The organism is Pseudoalteromonas sp. R86517, assembly GCF_042466295.1.
In the GTDB taxonomy this organism is placed as follows: Bacteria; Pseudomonadota; Gammaproteobacteria; order Enterobacterales; family Alteromonadaceae; genus Pseudoalteromonas; species Pseudoalteromonas atlantica.
This window is the reverse complement of record NZ_JAXHCB010000001.1, coordinates 2,881,336-2,903,673: the sequence shown is the minus strand read 5'-3', so window position 1 is coordinate 2,903,673 and position 22,338 is coordinate 2,881,336. Positions and strand designations below refer to the sequence as shown.

Genomic DNA, 22,338 nt, shown 5'->3' with positions numbered 1-22,338 from the left:
ACTAAAAAAATTATAACTTGTTTATTATTAAAACAAAGGTCAAGTTGCAAACATGCTAAGTCAACTATTTCAAAAGCCATCCACTGCGATGGTCGGAATTGATATCGGATCGCACTCAATCAAAGCAGTGCTTTTAAGTGAAATTGAAACGGGATTTCGACTAGAAGCACTTGCAATTGAACCTATGCCAAAAGGCGCAATGAGCGAGCGCTCTATTCAGGATATTGAAGCAATTGGTAACATAATTACAAAATTAAAAAGAAAACTACCAAAATCTTTAAAATCAGCGGCAGTGGCTGTATCAGGGCAAACCGTTATCACTAAAGTTATTTTTATGGATGTTTCATTAAGCGACGCTGAATTAGAGTCGCAAATTGAAATAGAAGCTGACAGCTTAATACCTTACCCCCTTGATGAAGTGAGTTTAGATTTTGAAAAGCTCTCTACCAACGAAGCCGACCCGAGTAAAATGAATGTGTTGTTATCTGCTGCACGTACAGAAAGTGTTGAAGCCCGTGTGGGCGCACTTGAGGCGGCAAACTTAACCGCTAAAGTGGTTGATGTTGAAAGCTATGCGTTAAGTAGAGCAATGGATGTGTATTATCAGCAATTACCAAGTGACGCCTTTAATAAGTGTGTTGCTGTGGTAGATATTGGCGCTGTTTTAATGTTGGTGAGTGTTGTTCAAGCAGGTGAAACAATTTATACCCGTGACCAAGTGTTTGGTGGCGACCAATACACTAACAGCATTGTGTCTTACTATAACAAAGGCTTTGATGAGGCTGAAATAGGCAAAACAACGGGTGACTTACCCCCTAATTATACTTTTGAAGTGCTGGCACCGTTTCAAACATCATTATTGCAACAAGTGCGCCGTGCGGTACAAATGTTTTTAACAACTACAGGTAAAGATCAAGTAGATTATATTGTGCTAACCGGCGGTACATCGATGATTGACGGTTTAGATAGGTTGTTAATTGAAGAGCTAGGTATTCATGCTGTGGTGGCTGAACCATTTGCAAATATGGAAGTTTCGCCAAAAGTAGACAGAAATGTAATGCAGCGAAATAGAACGCAGTTTGCAATTGCTACTGGTTTGGCATTAAGGAGCTTTTCATCATGCCACATATAAATCTATTGCCGTGGCGAGAGCTACAGCGTGAAGAATCAAAAAAGAAATTTATAACAATTTTAGTTGCGGTTGTTATTGGCTGTTTTGCAAGTATGTACTTACTTAGCTCTTTTTACGCGGGTTTAAAAGATGGCCAAAATTTAAAAAATAATTATTTAAGCTCAGAAATCAGCATGCTTGATAAAAAAATCAGTGAAATTAGAAATCTTGATAAGCGAAAAGAAAATTTACAACAACGTATGCGATTAATTGAAGAGCTACAAAGCAGCCGTAATTTAGGTACTCAAATTATGGACGAAGTAGCTAAAATTGTTCCTCAAGGCGTGTATTTAACTAAGCTTGAGCGCCGCGGCAGTCAAATACATGTGCTAGGGCGCAGTGAATCAAACAATCGTTTATCTACTATGCTGCGTCAGGTGCAAGGCTCATATTTATTAGAAAGACCTACCATGCAAGGCATTGTGGCAGGCGATCAAACATCACGGTTACTCAGTGATTTTAATATGGAGTTTTACGTAAAACCATTTGATGAAATTGGTGAGGTAAGTGATGAACCTTGATTTAAAAGCCTTAAATGAAATAGATTGGAATGAAATTGAGCTCGACAACATTGGCGAGTGGCCCGTTGCGGTAAAAGCAATTTGTTGCTTATTTATAGCCGGTTTAGTGTTGTTTTTTAGTTACAGCCTATTGGTATCTGATGAAATAGACAGCTATCACAGCGCGGTAGCTAAAGAAGTAGAGCTGCGCAGTACCTACAGAACAAAGTATGCCGTAGCCAGTAAGCTTGATATATACCGCCAGCAAATGGTTGAAATGGAAGATAAGTTTTCACAACTACTAAAGCGATTACCTACCTCAAATGAAACCCCAGGCCTGTTAGACGATTTATCTTATGTAGGTACTACTAGCGGTTTAACATTTTTGAAAATTGGCTGGTTACCTGAAGTCGAAAAAGAGTTTTATACTGAGCTGCCAATAAAAATTGAAGTAATAGGCACTTACCATGAATTTGGTGAATTTGTAGGAAAAGTAGCCCAATTACCACGAATTGTAAGTTTACACGACTTTTCGATTGTATCATCTGGCGAAAAGCAACTAACATTCAGTGTGGTAGCAAAAACATATCGTTATGAAGAAGGGGTTAAAAAGTGAGATTAGTCCCTTTATTATCATTATCAGTTTTATTGTTGGCAGGTTGTAACGACGATACGTCGGAGCAAAAAGAATTTATTGACCAAGTTAAGGCCAGCACCACGCCTAAAGTTGAGGAAATACCTGAATTAACGCAGTTTGAACATTTTGAATATAATGCATCGCAGTTACGTAGTCCTTTTGTGGCTCCGCAGCCTGAAATTATTCAAAATAAACTAACGCAAATTAAAAATTGTTTACACCCTGACCCTGATAGAGTGAGAGAGCCACTAGAAAAGTACCCGCTCGATAACCTATCAATGAAAGGTACATTAGGCTCTAACGGGCAAATGTGGGCACTGATCACCGCAGCGGATGAAACGCTGCATAGGGTAACGGTAAATAATTACTTAGGGACGTATGACGGTAAAGTTAAGTCTGTAAGTAGTGATTATGTAGAACTAGTTGAATTAATCCCTGATGGGTCGGGTTGTTGGAAAGAGCGGCTGACTAAATTGGAAATGTTAGAGGCGGCAAATAATGGCGCAAATTAATAATAAAAAAGGTAAAACACACATGCATAAGGATGTACTTTGGCATCATCGTTTTCAAACGGTGTTATTTGTCATATTGGCTCTTTTTGTTGCAAAAACAGCCAGTGCAGCGCCGCTACTTTATGATGTACGTTATAACCCCTTGCTAAAAGGCGAGACAGAGTTACAACTTGTATTTGACGAAGAGCTAACACAACAACCTAAAATTCAAGTACACAACACACCAGCGCGCATAGAAATGCTATTTGATGGTGCAGAACTAGAACAGGGTCTTGAAAATGTGCCGGTCGATCACGCAGGTATTAACAGTGTAAGCAGCGTACTGACAGAGCAAGGCTTAAAAGTTACGGTAAATTTAGAGCGTTTAAAAATATACGAAACACAAGTTAATAATAACTTAGTGTCGTTGCGCGTATCTGATAACCCGCTTACTGAGCAAGCTTCTGATGAAAGCAGCAATAGTTATGATGCCTCAAGCGCTTATATTAATCGGATTCAATCTATTGATTTTCGTCGTGGTGAAAAAGGCGAAGCAAAAGTTTTAGTATTTTTACAAGACACGCAAGCTGCAATAGAAGTACATGAAAGTGGTGGAAAAATAATTGCAGAGTTTCATCACACAGATATTTTAGATGACTTACTGTATGAATTAGATGTGCTAGATTTTGGTACTGTAGTAAGTACCATTGAGACCTTTAAAGAAGATAGCTTAAGCCGTGTAGTTATTGAGCCTAATGCTGCTTTTACCTTTACCTACCAACAAATAGATAACATTTTAACGTTAACCATTGAAAAAGATGAAACGCAAAATGCCTATTTAGATGGCGGCAAAGAATATCAAGGTCGTCCAATGACCTTAAACTTCCAAGATATTTCGGTTAGAGCTGTACTGCAAATCATAGCGGGTTATAACGAGTTTAACTTAGTAACGAGTGACTCCGTAACCGGCAATATTACGCTTCGTTTAGATGGCGTTCCATGGGATCAAGCTTTAGATGTTGTACTGCGTATTAAAGGCCTTGATAAGCGTATGGATGGCTCTATATTGATGGTTGCGCCAGCTGAAGAGCTCGCAGCACGTGAAGCTAAAGATTTACTAGCAAAACAAAAGGTCGAGGATTTAGAGCCGCTTTACAGTGAGTATATTCGTTTAAACTACGCTAAGGCTGAAGATTTTGCGGATTTACTCAAAACCGATACTAACAGCATCATTTCTGCCCGAGGCAGTGTATCGGTTGACCAGCGTACCAATACATTACTTATTAAAGATACAGCGAAGAGCATTGAGAGTATTCGTCGTATGATTGAAACACTCGATATTCCAGTGCAACAGGTTGTTATTGAATCACGTATGGTAACAGTGCGCGATAACGTCACAGAAGATTTAGGCGTGCGTTGGGGATTTAGTGATCAACAAGATAGTGATGGTATATCTGGCTCGCTTGAAGGAGCTGAGTCTATCTCAAATGGCACTATTCCTGATTTATCAGACCGTCTTAATGTAAACCTACCTATTACTAACCCTGCGGCAAGTATTGGTTTACACATAGCTAAGTTGGCTAATGGCACTTTAATTGATTTAGAGCTTAGTGCTTTAGAAGAAGAAAATAAAGGTGAGATTATTGCGAGCCCGCGCATTACTGCAGCTAATCAGCAAAAAGCACGTATTGAGCAAGGTACTGAAATCCCCTATACCGAATCAGCCTCAAGTGGTGCTACTACTGTAAGCTTTAAAAAAGCGGTATTGAGCCTTGAGGTTACACCGCATATAACGCCTGATAACAAAGTTATTTTAGACTTAGTTATTACACAAGATACTCGTGGCGAAACGGTTCAAACCGGAACAGGTGAAGCGGTTTCGATAGACACTCAACAAATTGAAACACAAGTGCTGGTTGATAACGGCCAAACCGTTGTGCTGGGTGGTATTTTTCAGCAGCAAATAATTAATACCACAAATAAAGTACCTGTACTTGGTGATATTCCATATGTTGGACGCTTATTTAAGAGCACCAGCGAGTTTAATGAGAAACGTGAATTACTTATTTTCGTGACACCGAAAATACAAATAGATTAAAATTTAGTGGTTTTATGTTCGTCAACGAGTGTTTATTGATAATAATTGCTCGTTATATGGCTTTTTATTGTAATAGACTTGAAATACCCGGCCAATTACTGAGATAATCCCCTCCTTAATTTTGGGGCCAGGTCGTTAGGCGGGGTTTTATTTCAAATTTTAGAGTTCGTTTGTACTAAAAGATATGGCTGAGAAACGTAATATATTTCTAGTTGGCCCCATGGGGGCTGGCAAAAGCACGATTGGTCGTCACATCGCTGACCAATTACACCTTGAATTTGTCGATTCTGATCAAGAAATCGAACGCCGTACCGGTGCAGATATTGCCTGGGTGTTTGATCTTGAGGGTGAAGAAGGCTTTAGACTTCGTGAAGAATCTGTTATTGGCGACTTAACCGAAATGCAAGGTATTGTACTTGCAACCGGTGGTGGTTCAGTAATGAGTAAAGAAGTTCGAAACAAGCTTTCGGCTCGTGGTATCGTTGTATACCTAGAGACACCTATAGAAAAGCAAGTTGCACGCACGCAACGCGACAAGCGTCGCCCATTACTGCAAACTGAAGAAGCACCTCGTAATGTACTAGAGCGCTTAGCAGAAGAACGCGAGCCACTATACAAAGAAGTTGCCGATTTTGTTGTACGCACCGATGAGCAAAGCGCTAAAGTTGTTGCTAACCAAATCATCGAGAAATTAGATTTTTAAAAACCAATAATAAAGGAAATAACAAAGCATGCTTGAATTAACTGTTAATTTGGACGAGCGAAGTTATCCTATTTTTATTGGTCAATCTGCACTTCAAGATAATGGCCGCCTTGTTCACCACATTGGTGATTGTCGGCCTATCATTATCACTAACGACACAGTTGCGCCTTTATATTTACAAGGACTGCTTGATTCGTTAGCTGATCTAGACCCTCTTTCTTTTGTCATTCCAGATGGTGAGCAATACAAGTCGCTTGAATGGTTTGAGAAAATATCTGCTTTTTTATTGCAAAATAATTGCGGCCGAGACACATGCTTAATTGCACTAGGTGGCGGCGTTATTGGCGATTTAACAGGTTTTGTTGCTGCATGTTATCAGCGCGGTGTACCGTTTATTCAAATTCCGACCACGGTACTATCACAAGTTGACTCCTCTGTAGGGGGCAAAACAGCGGTAAATCACCCACTGGGTAAAAACATGATTGGGGCGTTTTATCAGCCGCAAGCGGTTTTTATTGATACTAATTCACTTCACACTTTACCGGCGCGCGAATTTGCAGCGGGTATGGCCGAAGTTATTAAGTATGGTTTAATTTACGATACCGAGCTATTTGCTTTTATTGAGCAAAATGTAGAAAAGCTACAGCAACTAGATGAAGCAAGTTTGCAGCATATTATTTATAGATGTTGTGAAATTAAAGCGCTTATCGTGGCGCAAGATGAAAAAGAAAATGGCCTTCGTGCATTACTCAACTTAGGGCATACCTTTGCGCATGCAATTGAAGCGCAAATGGGATACGGTGTATGGCTACATGGCGAGGCTGTTGCTACCGGAATGGTACTTGCTGCTAAATTAGCGCATACACGCGGTGATTTATCGCAAACTGAGGTAGATAGAATTGTAACGCTACTCAAGCTTTATAATTTACCGACTGAGATCCCAAGTGAAATGACTGCTGAGCAGTTTTTAATGCATATGCGTAAAGACAAAAAAAATAAAAAAGGCACTATCCGCTTTATTTTACCTACTCAATTTGGTCAATGCGCATTGGTAGATGACGTATCAGACGACCAAGTTAGAGCGTTAATCGAGCAATAATGCAGGCGCAAATTTTACCAAGCCGTGCGGCGTTGGTGGATAGAATCGCTCTGCAATTTGAATACGGGCAAAACTTAATTGTATTACTAGGCACCTCTGGCCTAGGCAAAAGTTATATGCTCGAAACCTTCATCACCGACAAATACAACAGTTTTAATAAAGCATTTGTACAAGTAAGTGCCAGTGTAAATGATGTATCACTGATGAGTGATATATTAGAGCAAAGCTTTAACTCTCCGCTGATTGATCACGATTTATCGTTAAGTGAAAACTTTTACCAATTGTTGCAGCAGCAGCCGTGTGAGGCTTGTTTGTGGGTGCTTGATAATGCAAGGCACCTATCTGAAGAGCTATTACAGGAATTAGAGTTACTTGCCAAAAACAGCCCTGTAACGCTTTATATCATGCTAGCTTCGCAATCAAAGCTAGCTATTAATAATGCCGTTGAAATTTACTTAGAGCCTTTATCTGCACATGAATCTAAACAGCTAATGAGCTGGTATTTTCCTAATTTACCGTACGATGAAGACCCCGTATTTAGCGCATTTTTAAATGAAGCGAATGGCAACCCCAGCTTATTATTAGCATGGCAACCAACGGAGCATGTGGCTGATATTGTAAAAAAAGATAAAGTGTCGTGGCGAGTACACTTAATCTCGTTGTTAATTATAATTATGCTACTTATCATTGGGTTGCTGTATAAAAATGACATGACCCAGTGGTGGCAAACGTACTATCAAAATCAACAAAGCCAGGACATAGATACCGCTATTCCTGCTTCTAAAATTGTCGCTATCCCAAGCGCAGATAAAGAAGTCAGTAATGATAATTCTGATATATCAAAAGCGGATTTGCCTTTAGAGCCGGTCAGCGATAAATCACAAGGTAATGTAGCGCCCCATAAAAACGATGTGCCGGCGATAATGCAAAGTTTAACGCGTCAGGCTCAACAAAGCGCTCAAAGTGAGCAAAGCGAGGCGTTACCACAAAGCTTAAACACTCCTGAGACTATTGAGCCAATTGAAAGTGACGATAAAGAAAGCCCGCAGCCTAAAATCTCAAATAACGTATCCGATAACGCTTGGTATTTAGCTCAGCCAGATAATAATACAACTGTGCAGCTGCTAGCCGTTACACAGGAAAAAATCACCCGTGAGTTTATTATTGAACATAATTTAAGCCAGCGCGCTAAGGTATATCAAACTAAGCGAAATAATAAAGTGTGGTGGGTGGTTACTATTGGCAGTTATGCATCACTCGCTGATGCTAAAAGTGCGTTGTCTGCCTTGTCGAGTGCGCTTAGAAAGAACAAGCCTTTTTATAAAAAAATCAGCAAAATAAAACAAGAAATTGCACGACTTGATCAGTAAACTGACTCACTTTAGTGTAAAATCGCGCTACAGCAGATTGAAGTTAAGAACCAATGCAACAAAAGAGTAGAGCCTTCCTTAAATGGGCTGGCGGTAAATACAGCCTAGTTGAAGATATTAATGCACGTTTATCTCAAGCCAGCAAACACGCTGAAACCTTGGTAGAACCTTTTGTAGGTGCAGGCTCGGTATTTTTAAATAGTAATTTTAAACACTATTTACTCAACGACATCAATGCTGATTTAATTAACTTATACAAAGAGCTCAAGCGCTCGCCTGATGAGTTTATAAGTGACTCTAAAAAACTATTTGTTGATTTAAATAACCACCCAGACGCTTACTACGAATACCGTGTACAGTTTAATAAAAGCAGTGATGTGTATGAGCGCGCAATGCTCTTTTTATACATGAATCGCCATGGTTACAATGGGCTGTGTAGGTATAACCTCAAAGGCATTTTTAACGTGCCATTTGGTAAATATAAAAAGCCTTATTTTCCTGAAAAAGAAATGTACTTTTTTGCCGAAAAAGCACAAAAAGCCACATTTACCTGCCTAAGCTATGATGATGTGTTTAAGCTTGTGCCAAACAATGCGGTTATTTATTGCGATCCTCCTTATGTGCCGCTAAGTAAAACAGCGTCGTTTACCTCTTATGCTAAAGGCGGGTTTAATTTAGACGATCAAGCAAACTTGGCAAACTTAGCCGAGCAAGCCGCGTTTGAAAACAATACCCCAGTGCTTATATCTAACCACGATACCGTATGGACGCGAAAAATTTATAGCCAAGCTACACTTGGTAAAATTCAGGTAAAACGTACTATCAGCCCTAAAGGTGGATCACGCAACAAGGTCGACGAGTTAATGGCTATGTATTTAGCACCCAAGCAACCACTGCGTAAATTGTCACTACAAAAATAACAAAAAACAGCACAGCTAAAGCAATAATAAAAAGAGGGGAGTGTTGCTGGAAGTCGGCTTGGCGTTTGTGCTCTGATTGCACACCAAAAAATGCTGCTAGCACACTTTGCAACGCGCTAATAAAGTGCAGCATTATTTAAAATAGAGGTTTTATTGAAGGCGTATTCTTAGCGTCTTCTGAGCTAGTTAATAGCTCTAATAAATCTAAATAATGAAACTGCGCACTGCGGCTATCGCCTGTTAGCCACGAAAACCACGATGAGTCTTCTTCTACTTTCGCACACGTTAAGGTGTTTGAAGTGTTTTTACTACTTGCCTGATGCTGACAATTGCTAACTAAGCTTAAATCTTGCTCAGAACTTGGCGCAAAACTAAATGCTCCAATAAATAACAATGCCGACGCAATTAAGATCCCTGTTTTAAATGCACGCATAATATTAGCCTAAAATTAAGTTACTCCTTTAATAATAACAAAAGCTGTATAAATAACAAACTAATATTTATCTGTAATAGCTAAGGCCTGTTGAAACTTGCGAGTTAAAGTGTGCTCTCAAGCTAAGAGTTTTTAAATCGCGACCCGAGGGTTGTAATCGAGTGGGCACAATAACTGCTCTTGCGTAAACTAATAACTTGTATCATGTAAGCATGGCTTGTGTATCCTACTCACGGCCTGACCAAAAATTAAACATGCTGCCTAAAACTCAACCACTAAAGCTCAACACGCCCTAAAGCTTTTTATAAATAAATACTTATGTATTTAAATCGATATTTTTAGTTATGCCTAATTTACAGTGTATTACTTGGGAAACCTTAGCATTTACGGTACATTAAGGCATACTTTACTGATTGACGGATTACTATGTTAAACCCTGAACAAAAATACTTAATTGCGCCTTCTATTTTGTCAGCCGATTTTGCAAAATTAGGCGAAGATGTGGATAAAGTACTCGCTGCAGGCGCTGATGTAGTACATTTTGATGTCATGGATAATCACTACGTGCCTAATCTCACTATTGGGCCTATGGTGTGTAAAGCGCTTAGAGATTACGGTGTAACAGCACCTATAGATGTGCACCTAATGGTAAAACCAGTCGATAGTATAATCCCTTTGTTTGCAGAGGCCGGCGCATCAATAATTACTTTTCACCCTGAGGCCAGCGAGCATATAGACCGCACCATACAGCTCATTAAAGACCATGGTTGTAAAGCAGGCTTAGTATTTAACCCTGCCACTAGCCTTAGCTACCTCGATCACGTTATTGATAAGCTAGATACTATTTTATTAATGTCGGTAAACCCAGGCTTTGGCGGCCAAAGCTTTATTCCCCACACCCTTGAAAAACTAGCTCAAGCTAAGCAGCGTATAGTTGCGTCGGGTCGTGATATTCGCCTAGAAGTAGATGGTGGTATTAAGGTTGATAACATAGCGGCAGCAGCGCAAGCAGGTGCCGATATGTTTGTAGCAGGGTCTGCTATTTTTAATGAGCCTGATTACAAGGTTGTTATTGATCAAATGCGTGAGCAGTTAGGAAACGTAAAGTAATGAAATATGATGTAGCTTTGTTCGACCTTGACGGCACACTTGTTGATAGCGTTTACGATTTATACCTAGCAGTAAACTTAACACTGAGTGATTTAGCGTTTCCTATTGTTAGCCAAAGCTTGGTTGAAAGCTGGATAGGCAACGGTATTGAAACCCTAGTCAAGCGTGCACTCAGCGGCGATATGCAAATTAGCGAACATTTAGATGAAGCGCTTAGTGCAAAAGCCATTGCCTTATTTTACCAACATTATGAGCAGCTAGTGGGCAAGTATAGTGTGTTGTATCAGCATGTAGAAACAGGGCTCAGTGCTTTGCGGGGCATGCCAAAAGCACTTGTTACTAATAAGGCGCGTCTATTTACCGAGCTACTACTTGATAAGCTTTCCCTTACCAGTCACTTTGAAGTGATAGTGTGTGGAGACGATATGGCTAAAAAGCCTTCACCAGCGCCTTTATTGTATGCATGTAACAAGCTGAATGTTGAGCCGAGTAAGGCTATTATGATTGGCGATTCAAAAAGCGATATATTGGCAGCACATGCCGCTAAAATTGATGTGATTGCGGTGGATTATGGTTATAACCAAGGCGAAAATCTTGAGGATTATAATCCACAGTACCTATGCGATAACTTCTTAGATATAATACCAACACTAACACAGCGTTAAAATTTTTAATTAACTAAACAGTAAAGGAAAATCATGAGTAAACCAGTAGTTTTAAGTGGCATTCAGCCAACCGGTGGTATGACAATAGGCAACTATGTTGGCGCTATTAACCAGTGGCTAAAGCTACAGGAAGACCACGAAAGTTTCTTTATGCTTGTTGATTTACACGCGATTACTGTTCGCCAAGAGCCTGAACTTCTTCGCTCTCGCGTATTAGATGGTATAGCGTTATATGCGGCATGTGGCATAGACCCTGAAAAATCGGCCTTATTTGTACAGTCGCAAGTGCCAGAACACGCGCAGTTAGCATGGGTGCTAAATTGTTACGCACAAATGGGCGAGCTTAACCGCATGACTCAGTTTAAAGACAAGTCATCTAAGCATGCTAACAATGTAAACGTCGGTTTATTTTCGTACCCAGTATTGCAAGCAGCGGATATTTTATTATACCAAGCAGACCAAGTACCGGTAGGGGATGATCAAAAGCAGCACTTAGAGTTAACGCGTGATATAGCGACACGCTTTAATAATTTATACGGTGACGTATTTAAGTTACCTGAGCCATATATTCCAGAATTTGGCGCACGCGTAATGAGCCTTCAAGATCCGCTCAAAAAAATGTCTAAGTCTGATGAAAACCCTAATGGCTATATCATGCTATTAGATGAGCCTAAAAAGATTGAGAAAAAGCTTAAAAAAGCAGTAACCGATTCAGACGAGCAAGCGCGTATTTACTTTGACCGCACTGAAAAGCCAGGCGTTTCTAATTTACTTACTTTATTAAGCGTAGCCACTAAGCGCTCAATTGAAGACTTAGTGCCAGAGTATGAAGATAAAATGTATGGCCACCTGAAAAAAGACACAGCCGATGCAGTTGTTAGCATGATTGAGCCAATCCAAGCACGTTTTAAAGAGATCAGAGAAGATCAAAACCTACTTGATAGCATCATGAAATCAGGCGCAGAAAAGGCCAGTGTACGTGCAGAAAAAACACTTAAATCGGTTTACGATGCACTAGGGTTTATTCCTCGTACATAAATTGCTTTCTTAGGGCGTGTTGATCTTTGCGGATTGAAATTTGTTCAATCTAGGGGCGATTAAATCGCGGCGCGAGGTTTGTAACCTAGTGGGCTAAGTAAAAACCGAGTAAAGCTTCCGCGTCCTGCTCACGCCCCTTACCTACATCCATGTAGGCAACAAAGAGTTTATCGCCCCTAGGCAGAACCCGAAGGGCAGCGTATGTTTGGCATTTATGCTGCGTTATCGCCTATTTATGGGGAGTAACCACACTTCATAGGCTCTGCCTTGCCTAAAAACCAAACATGCTGCTGCAAATTCAACCATCAAAAATCAACACGCCCTAGTATAAGCAAATAAAAATGCCGCTAAATTTAGCGGCATTTTTTTATAACTTCTAATACTTCATTCATCACTTAAAAAAGCCATAATTTATTAGCTAGTGGACTTAAACGCAGGAGATTCGCAGGCTTTTACAATAAAAGAATAGCCATAAGGCATAGTTTCATTTGGCGTAATCTCTACTATTTCGTAATCGTTCAACTCTACCACTTTGCTATTTTTGGCTTTTTTACACCTTGAGTATTCATCCGCTTCGTAATTAAATGCAAACATCGCTATAATGTGTTTACTACGCCCAAAATAACCTTCAGTAGCAACAAATGAACTTGCAGATTCGGCGAATTCATTTATTTCTTCTGCTTTTTGCGAGCTGGGTTGAGTTTTTGTTTCCTGTTTAGCCAGCCTTTCATTTAGGTTGACCATAGCATGCCCCTTCACTTCAGGAGAGTCACTAGCCAGCTCTCTTCCAAAATAGAAACCGTTTTCTATATCTGATAGAAATGTTGCTTCATCCCTATCGTCCAATAAAGGATAGAGGGTACTTAAAGTTATGAAGGCTAATATTAATCTAATAGATGCGGTAAGTAAGGGAGAGTAGCTTTGACTTATATATTTAATGCTTTGCGATCCAAATGGCTTTATAAGTAACAGCATTATGATATAAAAGGGTAAAATAAATTGAAATATTAGTAATGTACAGAGTGTAATTCCTAATGCCCAAATGGGTAAATATATCAAAGTTGCAAAATTGTGTGTGTAGCTCATGTTTGCAGCTGATACGTGAGTTACATCGTTAACAATACTGCTTGCATTTGCCAAAACAAAATTAGCAATGGTTGCATAAAAAACCAAAATTAAAGCTTTGCCTGCTAAAGAGTGCCATAGTTTATTAAACTTTGGCCAAAATTCAATTACCAAGGCAGTCATTGTTAAAAGCGCGCAAAGTGACCAGGATTTAAAGAAAATCACAGATATAAGCGCTGCTAAGTAAAGCTTTTGCGCGGTGCTAAGGCTAAACCATATGGGTTTAATATGCTTATCAATATCAGCTTTAAGAGGCTGCAATTTTTTTTGCAGCTGTTTAAATAGCCTACTGGCTCGCCATTTTATAATTTTATAACGCCTTAACACCGACTTTCCTTATCGTATGAGGTAATAAACCCCAGTTAGTTTAATAGGGGCTTTAGGTAATGCCCTGTATGCGAGCGTTCACATTTGGCTACTTCTTCAGGCGTGCCTGCAATGAGTATTTCACCGCCGCCAGCGCCCCCTTCAGGGCCTAAATCAACCACCCAGTCTGCGGTTTTAACCACATCTAAGTTATGCTCAATTACCACAATGGTATTACCATGATCGCGCAGGCGATGTAATACCACAAGTAGTTGTTCAATATCGGCAAAGTGAAGGCCGGTTGTTGGCTCATCAAGTATATACAATGTTTTACCTGTATCGCGTTTAGAAAGCTCACGAGCCAGTTTTACACGTTGTGCTTCACCACCAGAGAGCGTGGTAGCAGCTTGCCCTAGGCGAATATACGATAAACCAACGTCCATTAGCGTTTTAAGTTTACGCGCTATTGCAGGTATTTTATCAAAGTAGTCGTGCGCGTCTTCAACGGTCATTTCGAGCACTTGGTGAATGTTTTTACCTTTGTATTGTACTTCTAAGGTTTCGCGGTTATAGCGCGCGCCCTTACATACATCACAAGGTACATATACATCAGGTAAAAAGTGCATTTCTACTTTAATTACGCCATCGCCTTGGCAAGCTTCACAGCGCCCGCCTTTTACGTTAAAGCTAAAGCGACCTACTTTATAGCCGCGAGAGCGGGCTTCTTGTGTCCCTGCAAATAACTCACGAATACCGGTAAAAATACCTGTGTAGGTTGCAGGATTTGAGCGCGGTGTACGACCAATTGGGCTTTGGTCAATATCAATCACTTTGTCAAAGTGATCAAGGCCACTAATTGATTTATACGGCGCGGCTTCTGCTGTGGTCGCGCCGTTAAGCTCAGTATGCGCAAGCTTAAAGAGTGTATCGTTAATGAGCGTTGATTTACCTGAGCCCGATACCCCTGTAATACAGGTTAATAAGCCAAATGGAATTTTTAAATCTACATTTTTTAGGTTATTCCCTGTTGCGCCAAATAGCTCAAGCCATTTTTCGCTGGTTGGGTTACGCTCTTGTGGCACTTCTATTTTGCGCACGCCTGATAAAAACTGGCCAGTTACTGAGTCTTTAGTGGCTAAAATATCGTCACGTGTACCTTGTGCAATAATGTGTCCGCCGTGCACTCCCGCGCCTGGGCCAATATCAATAATGTGATCGGCTGCGCGAATCGCATCTTCATCATGCTCAACTACAATCACGGTGTTACCTAAGTCGCGTAAATGCACCAATGTTTGTAATAAACGGTCGTTATCGCGCTGGTGTAAACCAATTGATGGTTCATCCAGTACGTACATTACGCCTACAAGGCCTGCACCTATTTGGCTGGCTAAACGAATACGCTGGGCTTCACCACCTGAGAGGGTATCGGCACTGCGCTCAAGCGATAAGTAATTAAGCCCTACATTAATTAAAAACGATAAGCGGTCGCGAATTTCTTTCAGGATTTTTTCAGCTATTTGGGCTTTTTGGCCTGTTAGTGATAGCCCTTCAAAAAAGTCCATCGCTTCGCCAATACTCATAGTCGTAATAGCAGGTAGGTTTGTTTGACCTATAAATACGTGACGTGCTTCTTGGCGTAAACGCGAGCCATGGCAACTAGGACACGCTTGGCTAGTTTGATATTTAGCGAGCTCTTCACGCACCGAGTTAGACTCAGTTTCGCGATAGCGACGGTTCATGTTGTTTAACACGCCTTCAAACTCGTGGTTGCGTGTTATTAAATCGCCTCTGTCGTTACGGTAGTTAAAGGCTATTTTTGTTTGCCCTGAGCCTTCTAAAATAATTTTTTGCGATTCTTTAGCCAGCTTTTCAAATGGCACATCTAAATCAAAGTTATAGTGCTCGGCGACCGCCTGTAGCATTTGAAAATAATAAAAGCTGCGTTTATCCCACCCTTTTATAGCACCACCGGCCAAGCTTAGCTCAGGGTTATGTACTACGCGGTTAGGATCAAAATATTGGCGTACGCCTAAACCATCACAGCTTTGACACGCGCCGGCAGGGTTATTAAACGAAAATAAACGCGGCTCTAATTCGGTCATTGCATAGCCACAGGTAGGGCAGGCAAAATTTGCCGAGAACAGCATTTCTTCTATCGTACTGTCGTCCATGTAGGCTACATTTGCCACACCGCCAGACATCTCTAGTGCGGTTTCGAACGACTCTGCTAAACGCTGCTGTTGGCCATCTTTTACTTTAAAGCGGTCAACCACCACTTCAATAGTGTGTTTTTTATGAAGCTCAAGCGTTGGTGGATCTGATAAGTCGCATACTTCGCCGTCTATACGAGCGCGAATGTAGCCTTGGCTTGCAAGTTGCTCAAGTAATTTAACGTGCTCACCTTTACGATCTTTAACCACTGGCGCTAAAAGCATCAGCTTAGTGCCCTCTGGCTGTGCTAAAACGGTATCAACCATTTGGCTAATTGTTTGAGCTGCAAGCGGTAAGTCGTGGGTTGGGCAGCGTGGTTCGCCCACGCGGGCAAACATTAAACGCAAGTAATCGTATATTTCGGTAATGGTACCCACTGTTGAGCGAGGATTGTGCGATGTAGATTTTTGCTCAATAGAAATGGCGGGAGAGAGGCCTTCAATATGATCAACGTCAGGCTTTTCCATTAACGATAAAAATTGCCTTGCGTAGGCAGAAAGTGACTCAACATAACGACGCTGTCCTTCTGCATATAAAGTATCAAATGCCAGTGATGACTTTCCCGAACCAGATAGGCCTGTGATAACAATTAATTTATCACGTGGGATGGTTAGGCTGATGTCTTTTAAATTGTGCGTACGGGCGCCTCGGACTTCAATGTTTTCCATGCTATCTCGTTTATTACCAAAATTATTTGTCCAGTATCGCATAATACGAAACATTATTAATCAATGATCAACGAAAAAATCCTTACTTATAGGCGATTAATTATTGCCAAGCTTGTGGTAGAATCCCAGCCTAAATTTTTCATATCGTAAGAATACGCAGATAATGACCGCATCTTCACTTAATTCACGAGAAAAGCGCGCCGCTGTATCGCTGGCGAGTGTGTTTGCATTTAGAATGCTCGGCTTGTTTATGCTGATGCCTGTATTGGCTATTTATGGCCAATCGCTTGATGGTTTTTCGCCTATGTGGATAGGATTTGCTATTGGCGCGTATGGCTTAACGCAAGCGGTACTGCAAATTCCTATGGGGCGTTTGTCAGATAAAATAGGCCGTAAAAAAGTCATTGTTGGTGGCTTAGTTGTGTTTGCGTTGGGCTCTGTTATTGCAGCCCTTGCTGAATCTATTCAAATGGTTACAGTGGGCCGTGCATTGCAAGGTATGGGCGCTATAGCCAGTGCGTTGCTTGCTTTTGCCAGCGACCTAAGCCGCGACGAACAACGCCCTAAAGTAATGGCAGTGATTGGTATGAGCATAGGCATGAGCTTTGCTTTTGCTATGTTACTTGGGCCTATTGTTGCCGCGTCGTGGGGTGTAGCGGGAGTATTTTGGTTAACAGCAATCCTTGCCGTGTTTGGTATTGGTATTATTTTATTTTTAGTTCCCAATGCCGTTAATAAAGCGCCCAAAGGCGATACCTTGGCAAGCTTTAGTGATATTAAAAAGCTTATTAAGCATCCGCAATTATCGCGCTTAAATGCAGGCGTATTACTGCTACATTTAACGCTAACCACTATTTTTGTGGTACTGCCCAGCCAACTAATAAAAGATGGCTTAGTGGCAAACCACCATTGGTATTTATATATTCCGGTATTGCTGTTAGCGTTTATTTTAATGGTCCCTATTATGATTATTGCCATTAAAAAAGAAAAAGAAAAACAGGCGTTTATTGGCTCAGTAGCACTGCTTTCTATTAGTATGTTTGCTATGTCTATTTGGGTGAATAGCGTGGTTGGCATTGCCATTTGTATGTTGCTTTATTTTGTAGCATTTAATTTTTTAGAAGCCACTATGCCTGCGCTTGTATCGCGTATTGCGCCCGCTAGCCAAAAAGGTTCGGCTATGGGTGGGTATTCGTCTAGCCAGTTTTTGGGGGCTTTTTTAGGTGGTATTTTAGGGGGGTATGTTGCCCAAACTACAAGTACGCAAGCTGTGTTTGCGGCCGCGGCACTTGTTGGGTTAATATGGCTTATTATTGCGTGGAAAATGCAAGTCCCACCGAAAAGTAAAGTTATTAGTTTAATGACCAATTTAAGTTCTGAAGAGCAAGCCCAAGCACTTGCTTCTCAGCTAGTTGCTTTACCTGGCGTAATAGAAGCAACAGTAGTACGCGACGAAAGCCGCAGCTATTTAAAGATTAATGATAAAGAATTTGACCTAGACCAAGCACGTAAAGTAGCTGGTTTAATCTAACGTTTATAGGAGATGGTTCCATGGCACGCGGTGTGAACAAAGTAATTTTGGTTGGTAATTTAGGACAAGATCCTGAAGTTCGTTACATGCCTAATGGCAATGGTGTAGCAAATATTACCTTAGCAACGTCAGACAGCTATAAAGACAAAAACACTGGCCAAATGGTTGATAAAACTGAATGGCACCGTGTAGTGTTTTTTGGCAAGCTAGCTGAAATTGTTGGTGAGTACTGCCGTAAAGGCTCGCAGATTTACGTTGAAGGTAAACTTCAAACACGTAAATGGACCGACCAACAAGGCCAAGAAAAATACACAACAGAAATCGTTGTTGATGGCTTTACGGGTCAAATGCAAATGCTAGGCGCACGCGGTGGCGATCAGCAAGGTGGTGGTTATCAAGGTAATCAAGGCGGCCAACAAGGTGGCGGTTACCAAAATAATCAACAAGGCGGTGGCTATGGTCAAAACAACCAAGCTCAAAACAGCCAGCAAGGTGGTTATGCGCCACAGCAACAAGCTGCACCAGCACAACGCCCAGCTGCAGCACCTGCTCCACAGCAAAATAACCAATACCAACAATCAAACAACAGTGGCTTTGCTCCTGGGCAAAGTAATGCGCCACAGCAGCAAGGTGGTTTTGCACCTAAGCCGCAAAACGCCCCTCAGGGCGGTGCATCAAATCCTATGGAACCAACAATAGATTTTGATGACGACATTCCGTTCTAACCAAAGACAAAAAAACAAATGTTGAAAAATTTACTTAAAAGCCGCTATTAAGCGGCTTTTTTGTAACTACACGTTTTAGTACAAAAGGTGCTGTTTCTACACCTACCGTTTAACACTTTAAAGTCACTCAAAACGCGCTATTAGCGCCTTTTTATAGGCTAAAAATTGAATGGCACATATAACTAAAAAACAGCCTGAGTAAGTCACTAACTGAGCAATTGGCTCGGGGCGAACAAAATATTCATGTAACAGCGCCCCAATTAACGTACCCGCCAATAAAACATATGCAACATAGGTAAACAGTGCTTTTTGCTTTTCATTTTTAATAAACAAAAGAGCAAGCATCATTAAACCCACTACCAACTCCAGTAAACCAACGCTATACATATAAATTTTAGCGTTAACGGGCAGTATCTGCGCAAAGTAGCTAAAGGTTTTAACGCTTACTTGCGCAGCTAATAATTTTGGCAGGGCAAACTTAAACATAAAAAGCGCGCTGGCTAAATTTAAAAGGTTACTAAATAAATTCTTCATGAAAGCTTATGCCTTAATAAAGCAGCCGTAAGGTAATAAATGCCAAGGCTGCAATTTAAATGGTTACACAACAGTGCCGCGAATAGGGTAGTTATTTTGCTCTTTAATAAACTTTAAGCCTCTTACAACCACGTCTAATTCAGGGCGTAAATACGGAGCATTAGAAATATTTACAGCTTGCAATATCCCTTGCTCATTTACGACAAACATAGCGGGCTCTGCAAAGTTGTGATCGGTTTCTTGCTCAGAGCGAGGTGAGGAAATATACAGCCCAAGTTGTTTCATTTGCTGCTGTGTTAAACCATAAGCTATAGGAAAGCTAACCGAGAGCGTGTCCATACTTTGTGTTAGCTGTGCGCGGTTATCTGCAGAAACGGCACAAACGCTCACGCCAAGTGCCTTTAATGCGGGTAATTGCGCTTCTAGTAAATTTAAGTAACGCATACAAAGCGGGCAGTGCTTACCTCTGTATACCACGAGCATTTGCCACTCGGCGCCACCGTGCGGCTTACTTAGATCTGCGGTTGTACCATCGAGCAAGTGTGCAGTAACTGTTGGAAATGAATTACCGGCTATTAATTTAAATGACTCTGACATAAAAACCTCTTTTATACTGATTGTGAATGATTTTTTTTAACAAATAAGTACAGCGCAGTGAGTGCACATAAGCTGATACAGCTAATAAAAATATTGCGTGTGCCTCCTGGGATATATTCAACAAACGATGTTAGAAATTGCCCAGAAAAAACAGCCATTGTGAAATAAGAGAGGTTACGACCGCGAACAGAGGCTGCGCTACGCTCTACGGTCATATGGTTTAATAGTGGGATGCTAAAACCAAAGCCAATACCGCTAAACACAGCGCCTATTACCAATAACGCTGTACCCGTTTGTAAAAAGAAAGCAAATGATGCCCCATAGCCTATAAATGCCAGCGCAAGTACTTTTTGCTCGCCCATTTTTTTAGTTAACTGAGGCATAAAATGTGCCCCAACAACAGCCACTAACGAGATGAAAGAGAGTAAAAAACCTACTTGTTCTTCATTATAATTTTGCGCATGCATTGTGCTGGGTAGTAAAACAATTGCGCTAAAAAACGTGACCATTGCAAGCACAGCCAGCGAATACACATGCTTAAGAGATAAGCCTTTATTTGATATTACGTGCTCTTGTGTTGCTTGTGCCTCTTGTGCTTGAGGGTGATTACGCGGCACAAAAAGTAGCAACATGGCTAAAAATACCCAAGAAATAAGGTACAACGATAATGGTAAAGCCCAATGCTGCACAGCAAGTAAGCCACCTATAAATAGAAATATAACGCCACCTAGCTCTATTGCCATGCCTTGCTTAGCAAGCATGCCTAGGCGCGCTTTACCAAAGTACCACTGTGATATTAAAACGGTACATCCGGCCATAACAATTGAGGTAACACCGCCAAGTAAAATACGGTTAGCAAAAACCAACAGCGGCCCTTGTAACCAATACACGCTTGCACCGAAAAAGCCGTATAAAAATAAGCCAATAATTAATGAACGGTAAGCGCCATATTTATCAATTAATTTACCTGCAATAGGCGCAAATATAACAGCCCCTAAAGCCGGTAAGGTCACTAAAAATACCGCACTGTCAGCAACATTTAGGGCTGTTGATATACTGATTAAACCAGGTGCAACCAATGCACCCACCATGATTGTTAAGCAGGCTATACACAGCAAAGTGTAGCTTCCTGCGTTATTGAGTTTATTCATAAGTATTCTCTGTTTTTAAATAGGGCAACTAAGCGTAAGTCCCCCTTAGTTGCAAGGAGTTAATGGCGGTTATTTTTTTGCGAGAGAGTTAAAAGCAGCGCTGATGGTAATTAACACTACACTAAGGACGACTACGCCAGGCCACTGGTACAAAGCAAAGGCTTTCACACTAATAATTGAGCCAAATGCGCCACCTAAGTAGTAGCCGAGCATGTAAACACCATTGATACGGCTTTGTGCGCTTGGGTCTATGCTAAATACGCGGACTTGATTGGCTACTTGTGCGCTAAAAATAGCGAAGTCGATTAAAATAATACCGATAATTAGGGCTATTAGGTTTCCTAAAAAAACGCCTGTAATAGCAAAACCAATTGCGGCAAGTGTGAGTACTATCATGACTAATTTTTTAGAGCCCAACGCATTGACCCACTTACCCGAAGACTTAGCCCCTATTACGCCAGCTAATGCGATGATGCCAAATAATCCGGCCTCTTGGGCGCTGTAGTTAAAAGGTGCATCACTGACATAAATAGCTAAAGTAGCCCAAAGTACATTAAAAGCAGCAAACCAAAGCGCGCCAGTTAAAGTAAACACTTGTAGTGGTTTGTGCTGTTTAAATAACGCCACTGTACTTTTAAGTAGCGGCCAGTAACGTAAGCTAGTTTGTGGTTTATTTAGGGGTAAAAAGAGCCTAAGTAGTACACCAAATAGCGCAGCTAATATTGCAGACATAACAAATACGCCACGCCAACCAAAGTGCTCTCCTACAAAACCGCTTAACGTGCGTGAAAGTAAAATACCAATGGTTAGACCCATCATTAAGGTGCCCAATGTAGTCCCTTTATTTTCAGCAGATACAAGTGATGCCGCAAAAGGGATTAATTGCTGGGTAATGTTGGCACTTACCCCTATTAAAAATACCGACATTAATAACAGCGGTAAGTTAGGTGTAAATACGGCAAAGCTACATGCAATAACCAGTAAGCCCGATAAAATGCTTATTAAGCGACGACGCGCAATAGAATCCCCCAGCGGCGAAATAAACAATAGGGCAAAAGCGTAACCAAATTGAGTAAATGCGGGAATGCTACCAAGTTGTGAATCCGTTAAATTAAACTCGTTACCAATCAGGGGTAAAATTGGCTGGCTGTAATATAGGTTTGCAGCGGTTGCTGCAATGGCGGTTGTCATCAACAATAAAATAAAGCGACTTAACGAGGCACTCTGCGTTACCTGGGACATTTTGCTCTCCAAC

The 22,338-nt window shown here is 41.0% G+C and carries 22 protein-coding genes; 14 read left to right on the top strand and 8 right to left on the bottom strand.

Annotated features, from left to right (window positions below):
* Positions 1-52: 52 nt before the first annotated feature.
* The 9 genes from SJY38_RS13195 to SJY38_RS13155 all read left to right on the top strand — a co-directional run bounded on the left by SJY38_RS13195 (position 53) and on the right by SJY38_RS13155 (position 8,989).
* Positions 53-1,132 carry a pilus assembly protein PilM gene (locus SJY38_RS13195; RefSeq protein ID WP_004589345.1) on the top strand — a complete coding sequence of 360 codons (1,080 nt, stop codon included), beginning with the start codon at positions 53-55 and terminating at the stop codon, positions 1,130-1,132.
* Positions 1,120-1,692, top strand: a complete 573-nt coding sequence (locus tag SJY38_RS13190; protein ID WP_024032531.1) for a PilN domain-containing protein — start codon at positions 1,120-1,122, stop codon at positions 1,690-1,692. Before SJY38_RS13195 ends, SJY38_RS13190 begins: the two co-directional genes overlap by 13 nt.
* Complete coding sequence (locus SJY38_RS13185; protein WP_004589347.1) at positions 1,682-2,287, top strand: type 4a pilus biogenesis protein PilO; 606 nt, start codon at positions 1,682-1,684, stop codon at positions 2,285-2,287. The genes SJY38_RS13190 and SJY38_RS13185 overlap by 11 nt, the downstream gene beginning before the upstream one ends.
* Positions 2,284-2,820, top strand: coding sequence for a pilus assembly protein PilP (locus SJY38_RS13180; RefSeq protein ID WP_024032530.1), 537 nt, complete (start codon positions 2,284-2,286; stop codon positions 2,818-2,820). The genes SJY38_RS13185 and SJY38_RS13180 overlap by 4 nt, the downstream gene beginning before the upstream one ends.
* The gene (locus tag SJY38_RS13175; protein ID WP_024032529.1) at positions 2,807-4,897 is read left to right on the top strand and encodes a type IV pilus secretin PilQ; all 2,091 of its coding nucleotides are present in this window, start codon (positions 2,807-2,809) and stop codon (positions 4,895-4,897) included. The genes SJY38_RS13180 and SJY38_RS13175 overlap by 14 nt, the downstream gene beginning before the upstream one ends.
* A gap of 184 nt (positions 4,898-5,081) precedes the next feature.
* On the top strand, positions 5,082-5,600 hold the full coding sequence (gene aroK / locus SJY38_RS13170; protein ID WP_004589350.1) for a shikimate kinase AroK: 519 nt from the start codon (positions 5,082-5,084) through the stop codon (positions 5,598-5,600).
* A 28-nt stretch (positions 5,601-5,628) separates the two neighbouring features.
* Positions 5,629-6,699 (top strand): 3-dehydroquinate synthase, encoded by a 1,071-nt coding sequence (gene aroB, locus SJY38_RS13165; RefSeq protein WP_024032528.1) that lies wholly within the window; start codon positions 5,629-5,631, stop codon positions 6,697-6,699.
* Complete coding sequence (locus SJY38_RS13160; protein ID WP_286744747.1) at positions 6,699-8,069, top strand: AAA family ATPase; 1,371 nt, start codon at positions 6,699-6,701, stop codon at positions 8,067-8,069. Before aroB ends, SJY38_RS13160 begins: the two co-directional genes overlap by 1 nt.
* Positions 8,070-8,122: 53 nt before the next feature.
* Entirely contained in the window at positions 8,123-8,989 is an 867-nt protein-coding gene (locus tag SJY38_RS13155; RefSeq protein WP_024032526.1) for a Dam family site-specific DNA-(adenine-N6)-methyltransferase, read from the top strand.
* On the opposite strand, the gene SJY38_RS13150 is transcribed toward SJY38_RS13155, so the two are convergent.
* Positions 8,937-9,122, bottom strand: coding sequence for a DUF2970 domain-containing protein (locus SJY38_RS13150; protein WP_024032525.1), 186 nt, complete (start codon positions 9,120-9,122; stop codon positions 8,937-8,939). The two genes, SJY38_RS13155 and SJY38_RS13150, sit on opposite strands and share 53 nt — an antisense overlap.
* Before the next feature lie 3 nt (positions 9,123-9,125).
* Entirely contained in the window at positions 9,126-9,422 is a 297-nt protein-coding gene (locus SJY38_RS13145) for a hypothetical protein (RefSeq protein WP_064386247.1), read from the bottom strand.
* 426 nt (positions 9,423-9,848) lie between these two features.
* Between SJY38_RS13145 and rpe the strand changes: the two genes are divergently transcribed.
* The 3 genes from rpe to trpS are packed head-to-tail and all read left to right on the top strand — an operon-like array spanning position 9,849 to position 12,235.
* Positions 9,849-10,532, top strand: coding sequence for a ribulose-phosphate 3-epimerase (rpe, locus tag SJY38_RS13140; protein WP_029771856.1), 684 nt, complete (start codon positions 9,849-9,851; stop codon positions 10,530-10,532).
* Complete coding sequence (locus SJY38_RS13135) at positions 10,532-11,197, top strand: phosphoglycolate phosphatase (protein ID WP_055254629.1); 666 nt, start codon at positions 10,532-10,534, stop codon at positions 11,195-11,197. Before rpe ends, SJY38_RS13135 begins: the two co-directional genes overlap by 1 nt.
* A 33-nt stretch (positions 11,198-11,230) precedes the next feature.
* On the top strand, positions 11,231-12,235 hold the full coding sequence (trpS, locus tag SJY38_RS13130; RefSeq protein WP_029771853.1) for a tryptophan--tRNA ligase: 1,005 nt from the start codon (positions 11,231-11,233) through the stop codon (positions 12,233-12,235).
* 414 nt (positions 12,236-12,649) lie between these two features.
* On the opposite strand, the gene SJY38_RS13125 is transcribed toward trpS, so the two are convergent.
* On the bottom strand, positions 12,650-13,687 hold the full coding sequence (locus SJY38_RS13125) for a hypothetical protein (RefSeq protein WP_377109952.1): 1,038 nt from the start codon (positions 13,685-13,687) through the stop codon (positions 12,650-12,652).
* A 35-nt stretch (positions 13,688-13,722) separates the two neighbouring features.
* On the bottom strand, positions 13,723-16,545 hold the full coding sequence (gene uvrA, locus SJY38_RS13120; protein WP_377110216.1) for an excinuclease ABC subunit UvrA: 2,823 nt from the start codon (positions 16,543-16,545) through the stop codon (positions 13,723-13,725).
* A gap of 163 nt (positions 16,546-16,708) precedes the next feature.
* Here uvrA and SJY38_RS13115 point away from each other — a divergent pair, with 163 nt between their 5' ends.
* Together SJY38_RS13115 and ssb are read left to right on the top strand one after the other, a co-directional pair.
* Complete coding sequence (locus SJY38_RS13115) at positions 16,709-18,076, top strand: MFS transporter (RefSeq protein ID WP_024032520.1); 1,368 nt, start codon at positions 16,709-16,711, stop codon at positions 18,074-18,076.
* Between the two features lie 20 nt (positions 18,077-18,096).
* A complete protein-coding gene (gene ssb / locus SJY38_RS13110) occupies positions 18,097-18,801 on the top strand; it encodes a single-stranded DNA-binding protein (protein ID WP_024032519.1) in 705 nt (234 codons plus the stop codon).
* Positions 18,802-18,924: 123 nt separating this feature from the next.
* On the opposite strand, the gene SJY38_RS13105 is transcribed toward ssb, so the two are convergent.
* From SJY38_RS13105 to SJY38_RS13090, 4 genes are all read right to left on the bottom strand, one after another.
* Positions 18,925-19,335 (bottom strand): hypothetical protein, encoded by a 411-nt coding sequence (locus SJY38_RS13105; protein WP_286741693.1) that lies wholly within the window; start codon positions 19,333-19,335, stop codon positions 18,925-18,927.
* A 63-nt stretch (positions 19,336-19,398) separates the two neighbouring features.
* A complete protein-coding gene (locus tag SJY38_RS13100) occupies positions 19,399-19,932 on the bottom strand; it encodes a redoxin domain-containing protein (RefSeq protein WP_286741694.1) in 534 nt (177 codons plus the stop codon).
* Between the two features lie 11 nt (positions 19,933-19,943).
* Complete coding sequence (locus SJY38_RS13095) at positions 19,944-21,083, bottom strand: MFS transporter (RefSeq protein WP_286741695.1); 1,140 nt, start codon at positions 21,081-21,083, stop codon at positions 19,944-19,946.
* Positions 21,084-21,152: 69 nt separating this feature from the next.
* The gene (locus tag SJY38_RS13090; RefSeq protein WP_286741696.1) at positions 21,153-22,325 is read right to left on the bottom strand and encodes an MFS transporter; all 1,173 of its coding nucleotides are present in this window, start codon (positions 22,323-22,325) and stop codon (positions 21,153-21,155) included.
* Positions 22,326-22,338: the final 13 nt, after the last annotated feature.

Bases quoted from the DNA above. Each gene is read 5' to 3' on its own strand.
- SJY38_RS13195 (WP_004589345.1), top strand. From the start codon at position 53: ATGCTAAGTCAACTATTTCAAAAGCCATCCACTGCGATGGTCGGAATT.
- SJY38_RS13190 (WP_024032531.1), top strand. From the start codon at position 1,120: ATGCCACATATAAATCTATTGCCGTGGCGAGAGCTACAGCGTGAAGAA.
- SJY38_RS13185 (WP_004589347.1), top strand. From the start codon at position 1,682: ATGAACCTTGATTTAAAAGCCTTAAATGAAATAGATTGGAATGAAATT.
- SJY38_RS13175 (WP_024032529.1), top strand. From the start codon at position 2,807: ATGGCGCAAATTAATAATAAAAAAGGTAAAACACACATGCATAAGGAT.
- aroK (WP_004589350.1), top strand. From the start codon at position 5,082: ATGGCTGAGAAACGTAATATATTTCTAGTTGGCCCCATGGGGGCTGGC.
- aroB (WP_024032528.1), top strand. From the start codon at position 5,629: ATGCTTGAATTAACTGTTAATTTGGACGAGCGAAGTTATCCTATTTTT.
- SJY38_RS13160 (WP_286744747.1), top strand. From the start codon at position 6,699: ATGCAGGCGCAAATTTTACCAAGCCGTGCGGCGTTGGTGGATAGAATC.
- SJY38_RS13155 (WP_024032526.1), top strand. From the start codon at position 8,123: ATGCAACAAAAGAGTAGAGCCTTCCTTAAATGGGCTGGCGGTAAATAC.
- SJY38_RS13150 (WP_024032525.1), bottom strand. From the start codon at position 9,122: ATGCTGCACTTTATTAGCGCGTTGCAAAGTGTGCTAGCAGCATTTTTT.
- SJY38_RS13145 (WP_064386247.1), bottom strand. From the start codon at position 9,422: ATGCGTGCATTTAAAACAGGGATCTTAATTGCGTCGGCATTGTTATTT.
- rpe (WP_029771856.1), top strand. From the start codon at position 9,849: ATGTTAAACCCTGAACAAAAATACTTAATTGCGCCTTCTATTTTGTCA.
- SJY38_RS13135 (WP_055254629.1), top strand. From the start codon at position 10,532: ATGAAATATGATGTAGCTTTGTTCGACCTTGACGGCACACTTGTTGAT.
- trpS (WP_029771853.1), top strand. From the start codon at position 11,231: ATGAGTAAACCAGTAGTTTTAAGTGGCATTCAGCCAACCGGTGGTATG.
- uvrA (WP_377110216.1), bottom strand. From the start codon at position 16,545: ATGGAAAACATTGAAGTCCGAGGCGCCCGTACGCACAATTTAAAAGAC.
- SJY38_RS13115 (WP_024032520.1), top strand. From the start codon at position 16,709: ATGACCGCATCTTCACTTAATTCACGAGAAAAGCGCGCCGCTGTATCG.
- ssb (WP_024032519.1), top strand. From the start codon at position 18,097: ATGGCACGCGGTGTGAACAAAGTAATTTTGGTTGGTAATTTAGGACAA.
- SJY38_RS13105 (WP_286741693.1), bottom strand. From the start codon at position 19,335: ATGAAGAATTTATTTAGTAACCTTTTAAATTTAGCCAGCGCGCTTTTT.
- SJY38_RS13100 (WP_286741694.1), bottom strand. From the start codon at position 19,932: ATGTCAGAGTCATTTAAATTAATAGCCGGTAATTCATTTCCAACAGTT.
- SJY38_RS13095 (WP_286741695.1), bottom strand. From the start codon at position 21,083: ATGAATAAACTCAATAACGCAGGAAGCTACACTTTGCTGTGTATAGCC.
- SJY38_RS13090 (WP_286741696.1), bottom strand. From the start codon at position 22,325: ATGTCCCAGGTAACGCAGAGTGCCTCGTTAAGTCGCTTTATTTTATTG.